At 67.4% G+C, this 6,296-nt stretch carries 8 protein-coding genes; all 8 read right to left on the reverse strand.

What is annotated here, in order from left to right; translation table 11 throughout:
* Positions 1–114: 114 nt before the first annotated feature.
* Positions 115–723 (reverse strand): VOC family protein, encoded by a 609-nt coding sequence (locus tag Cco03nite_RS28190; protein WP_203695398.1) that lies wholly within the window; start codon positions 721–723, stop codon positions 115–117.
* Positions 724–868: 145 nt separating this feature from the next.
* A complete protein-coding gene (ybiA, locus tag Cco03nite_RS28195) occupies positions 869–1,348 on the reverse strand; it encodes a riboflavin biosynthesis intermediates N-glycosidase (protein ID WP_239167724.1) in 480 nt (159 codons plus the stop codon).
* Between the two features lie 141 nt (positions 1,349–1,489).
* The gene (locus Cco03nite_RS28200) at positions 1,490–1,792 is read right to left on the reverse strand and encodes a DUF1905 domain-containing protein (RefSeq protein WP_203695400.1); all 303 of its coding nucleotides are present in this window, start codon (positions 1,790–1,792) and stop codon (positions 1,490–1,492) included.
* Between the two features lie 172 nt (positions 1,793–1,964).
* Positions 1,965–3,560, reverse strand: a complete 1,596-nt coding sequence (locus Cco03nite_RS28205; protein WP_239167726.1) for a methyltransferase domain-containing protein — start codon at positions 3,558–3,560, stop codon at positions 1,965–1,967.
* On the reverse strand, positions 3,557–4,510 hold the full coding sequence (locus Cco03nite_RS28210; RefSeq protein WP_203695404.1) for a ThiF family adenylyltransferase: 954 nt from the start codon (positions 4,508–4,510) through the stop codon (positions 3,557–3,559). Before Cco03nite_RS28210 ends, Cco03nite_RS28205 begins: the two co-directional genes overlap by 4 nt.
* Positions 4,511–4,528: 18 nt before the next feature.
* Entirely contained in the window at positions 4,529–4,780 is a 252-nt protein-coding gene (locus Cco03nite_RS28215) for a hypothetical protein (RefSeq protein ID WP_203695406.1), read from the reverse strand.
* Complete coding sequence (speD, locus tag Cco03nite_RS28220) at positions 4,777–5,193, reverse strand: S-adenosylmethionine decarboxylase (RefSeq protein WP_203695408.1); 417 nt, start codon at positions 5,191–5,193, stop codon at positions 4,777–4,779. The genes Cco03nite_RS28215 and speD overlap by 4 nt, the downstream gene beginning before the upstream one ends.
* Before the next feature lie 78 nt (positions 5,194–5,271).
* A complete protein-coding gene (locus tag Cco03nite_RS28225) occupies positions 5,272–6,201 on the reverse strand; it encodes a phytanoyl-CoA dioxygenase family protein (protein ID WP_203695410.1) in 930 nt (309 codons plus the stop codon).
* Between the last annotated feature and the right edge of the window lie 95 nt (positions 6,202–6,296).

The following is a 6,296-nucleotide window of genomic DNA, read 5'->3' on the forward strand; positions in this document are numbered from 1 at the left end:
ACCGGCGCGGCCGAGCCGGCGGTGGACCACCGAACCTCGACCGCGCCGCATGCCGCAGACACGACCAGCTGGACTGGCTACCCGCACCACCCGATGGTGATGATCCGAGCGGGCCTACGCGGACACGGCCTCCCACCGGAAGCCGTCGAGGTCGACGAAGCCTCCGGCGTCGCTGCCGACCGTGATGCGGTGCGAGCCGGAGCCTTCGGCCGACACGCCGGAGTCCTTGGCGGCGAACTTGCGGCTGTAGAGCGCCATCTTGATGGTCGAGGTGCCGAACTCGACGTACTTGCTGCCGAAACTCTTGGTCACCGCCAGGCCGCGGTCGGTGTAGAACTGCTTGGTCGCCTTGACGTTGTCGACGCCGAGCAGCAGCACGACGTCGTCGACCTGCCGCGTCGCGGGGCCGGTGTTCTTCTTCTCCGCCGACGCGAGCTTCCAGATGGTGCCGAACGGGTCCTGGAGGGTGCCGCCGTAGCCCCAGAAGCTCTTGCTCGCCGGCTTGAGAGCCGTCGCCCCGGCGGCCAGGGCGGTGGCGAAGAAGCTGTCCACGTCGCAGGGCTGGGGCACGACCAGCGAGATCGCGTAGCCGCGGAACCCTGCCGACGGTTCGTCGGCGGCCCGCACGCGGATGCGATCGCCCAGTCCGAAGGCCGCGGTGTAGAAGGCGTCGGCGGCGGCCGGGTCGGTGACTTCGAGGATGAGGTGGTTGATGGCGGTCATGGCGTGCTCCTTCGGAGGCTGTCGTGTTGTCTGATCACAGCTTCGCCTCCCGGGCGGCCCGCCCACATCCGTGGTGACCACGGAAGCCGCCACGGAGCCGCGCACGCAGAGCAGGCCCAGCCGGTGCCCTCCGGGTGTCGGCGTTCTACGGGAGGTCGGCGCGTAGCTGAGCGCGAGTGCGCATCAAGATCCGTCCGAGCATGTTCTTGCCGGTGCCGCTCCGGCCGCGTCCCCAGTAGTGGTCGGTGCTGGTGTCCTCGACGATCTCCTCGTCGCCGGTGGCCAGCAGGATGGCGCGGATGTCGGCGTGGGCGGTGAACTTGGCCGTCACGGCCCGGCGCATCACGTCGTCCTTGACCCGCTCCCAGTCGCGGCGCAGCGGCCGGGACCGGTCGCGGCCCAGCTCGGCGGCCCGCAACGGGGTCGCCGCCCGCCGGATGAGTTCGGCGTGGCGGTCACCGGGGAACTTCTGGGCCTGGAAGTAGTGCTCGGAGGTCGCCCACCAGCGGCCGTCGAGGTCGAACCCGTGGCCGGAGAAGTTGGAGAAGCAGCCGTACGGAACCTCGTCGGCACCGTAGAAGTAGATCGTCATCTGGGCCTCGGAGCGGGGGTCGGGGGTCTGCACGGTGTCACAGGCATCGGCAGAGCGGCAACCGGGTTCGCCGGCCGCCATCCGGATCTGCCGCGACCCGCGCGGGGCTCGGCCGCGCGACTCGTCGCCTCAGGTGAGCGGATCGCCGGGACGGCAACCAGGCCTTGCGGGAGGTCACGGATCGACGATGTCGACCCGCACCGGCGCGATGTCGCCGACGTCGAGGCGTTCGGCCTTGCGGACCGCGCGCTTGAGCGGCAGTACGTAGCAGCCGCTCGCGCTGTCCGGGAAGATAGACGTCAACCAGGTGCTACCGCCGACGGTGACCCGCGCCTTCACCGCGCCGAACCCGCGACGCGGCCCGTCGCTCACCTCGCGGATCTCGCGGGAGGCCTCAGCCGGGAGGCTGACGAAGACCCAGCTGTCGTCGCGGCGCGCGTCCCACAGCCACAACTCGGCCTCGAACTCGTGGATCACTCGTCCAGCATCACATGCGCCTCTGACGGCCCGCTGCGCGGCCGTTCTGGTCGTCGCCGCGGCCGGTGCCCTGCACGCTGCCAGCTCGGACAGTCCCAACGTGTCTTGACAATGCCTCATGTATCTTCCGCTGATGTGGCACGACCTCAGCCTCGTCCGCTGGCGGTGCAGACTAGGTCGGCTTCTCGAAAACACACAGATAGGCCTTCGCGTCCAACGCGGTGGCGATGTCGCGGCTCAGGTAACGGCGTAGTAGCGACGCGAATTCGTCCTGCTCGGCATCGGTCATGGGGGAGTTGCGTGCGCGTTCCTGAGCGATCAGCGCGTCGATCACGGTGCTGGCCGCTGTCGGCTCTGCGGTGGGCGTGACGATCCGTTCGGCGCGTATCAGTCTGAACCCCGCGTCCTCGATGTCGTTCACCTGCGAACTCAGCGCTCGGAGCCGAACATCGGGCCCGACCGAGCTATGCACCAGGGCATGCGCGGCATCTCCGCAGTCTCGGTGGTGGTAGAGAAATTCGACGAAGAGCCCACCGGGCCGGAGAACTCGGAACGCCTCTTGCAGCAGCTTGTGCGGGTCCGGGGTATAGCCGAGGGTGGCGGTCATCACCACGGCGTCGAGCGAGGCCGGCTCCCGGCCGGTCTGTGCGGCATCGCCGTGCTGGAACCTGGCGCGGCTGCTGAGGCAGGCACCGAGCATCGACGCCGCTGCGACAAAAACGCCGTCTATGTCGATGCCGGTGGTATGCGGGAACACTTCCGCTAGAGCGAAGGTCGACATGCCGGTGAAGCTTCCGACGTCCAGCACTTCTGCGTGCTCTGGAAGGCCGAGTTCGCGCAGCAGGTGGGCGGCACGGGTGACCGCTGCGGCGCCGCCCGGGGCGGCGTCCGGGTCACCGATGTAGGCGAGGAACTCATACGGCCGCATGGCTCTCAGCCGTTCGATCGGCTGGGCCTTGAACGGCAGCCGAAAGAACTGCATGGCTTTGAGTACTCGCGCGGGGCTGGCGTGCTCGTGTCCGGCGTCGGCCGGTGGTGTTTCCGTCGAGACGATGACCGGGTGGCGGAAGGCGCACAGTGCTTGGATGAGCAGTCGTCGTCGGAGCATGTCGTCGACGACGGTGTCCATGCCGGGCAGGTTCTTGAGGATTGACCGGTAGATGTCGGCGTGGGCCCGGTCGGGCAGTAGCCATCGTGGTTGGCGGCGGTAGCTGCCGAGATCGAACCCGGCCTTCTCGTAGGACTGCAGGCATTGTTGTGCTGAGGTCGGCACATTGCTGACGCCGAACTCGTCGCGCTCGCGTTCGCGCAGGTGTTGTGGTGTGGCGGGGTCGTAGACGTAGTGAGCGTTGACGAATCTGGTGCGTTCGTCGAGTGCCGCGCGGATGGCAGCGAACACCTCGGTTTCGTCGGCGAAGAAGGCCGAGCTGCCGAAGCAGACGATGGCGTCGACGCCGGTGAATTCCTGCGCGACTTGGCCGGCGTCCAGTCGTAGGTAGGACAGGTTGCCTGCCTGGTAGGTCGCGCCTGCCGTGGTGATCATGTCGGGTGAGATGTCGATGCCGACGACGTCGGCGCCGGGCCGCAGCTGCGCAAGGACGGACGTCGTCCATCCTGTGTTGCAGCCGAGGTCGAGGATGCGGCGGGCGCCCTGCGGGATCTGCTCGCACATGAGGTGCAGCGTGTGCTCGCCGCCGGGTGGCAGGTTGCGTGTGCCGAGTGCTGCCACGTCCTTGACGTATGCCTGCTGTTCGGGTCGGGCGATCATCTGCTGCACACCTCGCATTCGGTGGATTTGGTCATCGGCGTTGTCTGCGCGATCCCCGAGATGAGGTCCAGGGTCCAGCGGGCCTGGTGCAGTGCGCTGGCAGCGGGCTCGGTGCCGGCGGCGCGCAGCAGCTGCGCGGCGAGCATCGCGGTAATCATGAGGTTGTTCGGTGCTGCTGATGGCGCGACGTAGCCGCGGTTGTCGACCCGGTAACGTGATGCGCTGCAGAACGGGCAGGGATCGCCGTCGCGGAAGGCCATCGGGCCGACGACGCACCGTGCGCCCACGTAGCCGGCGTGTATGTAGCAGGTGTGCGGCCGGCCGTGCAGGTAACCTGCCGCTTCGCGGGCTGAGGTGGGATCGTCGACAGCGATGACCCACGTCGCGGATCCGGCCAGGGACTCGTGTACGCGCCTGACGGTTTCGGCTGAGGTGCGGACCGCTGCCGACACGCAGTCGATATTGAACTGGTTTCTCAGGTGCCTGGCGAGGGCTTCGCACTTGAGTTCGCCGACCTCGGCCGGAGAAGCCCACAACAGCCGGTTGAGGTTGCCCGCTTCGATGCGGTCGTCGTCGGTGACCAGTATTCGCGTGGCGCCTAGTGCGGCCAGTGCGACCGCGGTGTTCGACCCGATTCCGCCGCAGCCCAGGATCACGTACTGGTGCTGCGCGAGGCCGGCCAGCGAGGTTGTCGAGTCGTCTCCGCACAGTGCCGCTGCGAATACCGCATTGCGGTCGACGTCGGGTTCGCGGTGCTCGATGCCGGGTTCGACGAAGCCGTGCTGGTCCAGGGCCTGAGCTAGCGGCCCGGTCAGGAATCGGGTGTCGCCGTCGAGGAGGCTGCGTGCGACGGCTGTCGGCAGCCGGATCGCCACGCCGGCGCGTTCGATGCCGCACAGTGCGCCGTCCAGGCTCACTGCACGCACGTCAGCACGCAGCCGCATTTCCATTCTGCTTCCCCCGGCGGGTCAGTTGGCGACCATGTCGGCAAGGTCGGCAAGGTCCTCGACTTCGATGTTGAGTTCGGTGATGCGTTCGCCGGTGATTTCTTGGAGCGCGTCCTGCTGCTCGGTGGTGAGCGTGATCGAGACCCGCCGGAATGGCTTGCTCGCCACCTGAGTGGCCTTGACCATCTGGTTCGAGGAAATGACCTCGTTGGCTTGGTTGGATTCGGGATCAAGCGGCTGGTTCATGGTGTTGCCTTTCTGTGAGCCGGTCATCCGGCGATACTTCTCAGGCGCCATGTCGGCGTTTTGGTGGCGACTGCCTTCTCGATCGACTTGGCAGCCCTCTGCGCTGACGACAGGTTGTCGCGCCGGTAGTCGCAGATGTGGATGTCGACGGTCATCTTGTGGTGTTCTGGCCAGTGGTGGGCGGCGATGTGGGATTCGGCCAGCAGGACTACCGCTGAGCTGCCGCAGGGCTGGAATCTGACCGATGTGTGACCCATGGGTGTGAGCTCGGCGGCGAGCGCTGCTGACCTCAGGATGCCGATCAGGTACTCGGGCGAGTCGTCCAGGTCGGGTCGCGTGGCTATCACTGCGGAAAGCTGATGCGACACGATCCTCCAGGGATCGCGGAGAGCTAGCCACGCGAGTGGATTCAGGCGAGCCATCGATGCGATGAAGGTCACGGTGTCAACCTCTGGGCTGTCCGCGGGCTCGGCTGCGCGAGCCGTTGTCTTGTGCGTGGGCCTGCGAGCGGTTTTGCTTCATCGGACCCCGAGTCGCAGGTCGGGGTTGCGCCAGTAGTACCGCCCTGGTGCACGGGTCGCGTCCCATGCTGCGTAGATGCCCTCCCAGTCGCGCAGCCGCAGATGTGGCTGGCATGCCTCGGGTCGCATCGGTTGGTCGGCGGGCTGGAACCGGAAGTCGGCGGAGAGCCGGACCGCGGCGGGTCGCCGGCCGGGCACGCTGCGGTGGATGGTGTAGCTGGAGAAGATGATGACGTCACCCGGTTCCAGGACCGCACCGTGCCAGCGCAGGTGCTCCGGGACGACGACTTCGTTCTTGTTTCCGACACGGTGGACGTCGAGCATCCCGTCGCGGTGTGACTGCGGCATGACGGCGATGCCGCCGGTGTCGCCGTCGCACCGGGCGCAAGCGATCCACGCTGTCCAGATGTCGGCCGCCGTGCCGACGTAGCGGGCGTCTTGGTGTGGCGGTTTCGGCTCGGTGCGGATGCGATCGCTGACGATCCGGAAGATCCCGCACGGCTGCACGATCGCGTTGTCGGCGATGACGGCGCGCATCGTCTGCTGTAGCGGTCGGGCCCAGGCGAGTGCGTAGAGATCCTGGCATCCGGTGAGATCGGCGTAGTAGTCGAACCAGCGGTCGGACTGCGCTTCTGCCACGGAGGCGGCGTCTTTGCCGAGCAGCCCGTGGCGGGAGGCGGTGTCGAGGAGGCCGGCACGTGCGTCGGCCACCGTCGCCGCGGGGATCAACCCTCGCAGCAGCAGGCAGCCTTCCTCGTGGGCTCGTTGAGCCAGCAGCGAAGGCGTGTCGATCAACGGCGACGAGTCCTGCAGTTCCGCCATGTCCCCGAATCCCTCAGGTGTGGCCACCTGTTCGGGACACGTCATCGTGCCCGCGGGATGTCTCGAATGATCGACGGCCGGAGCCGGATCGGCTTCGTAGCGCATGCTCGATTCCTTACCAGGCGGGCGGACAGGGCCAGATCAGGTGAGTTCGGGCATGGCACACCCGCAGTTGGCGTCGAAGAACGCGACGGAACCAA

Source organism: Catellatospora coxensis, from assembly GCF_016862635.1.
Taxonomy (GTDB): Bacteria; Actinomycetota; Actinomycetes; order Mycobacteriales; family Micromonosporaceae; genus Catellatospora; species Catellatospora coxensis.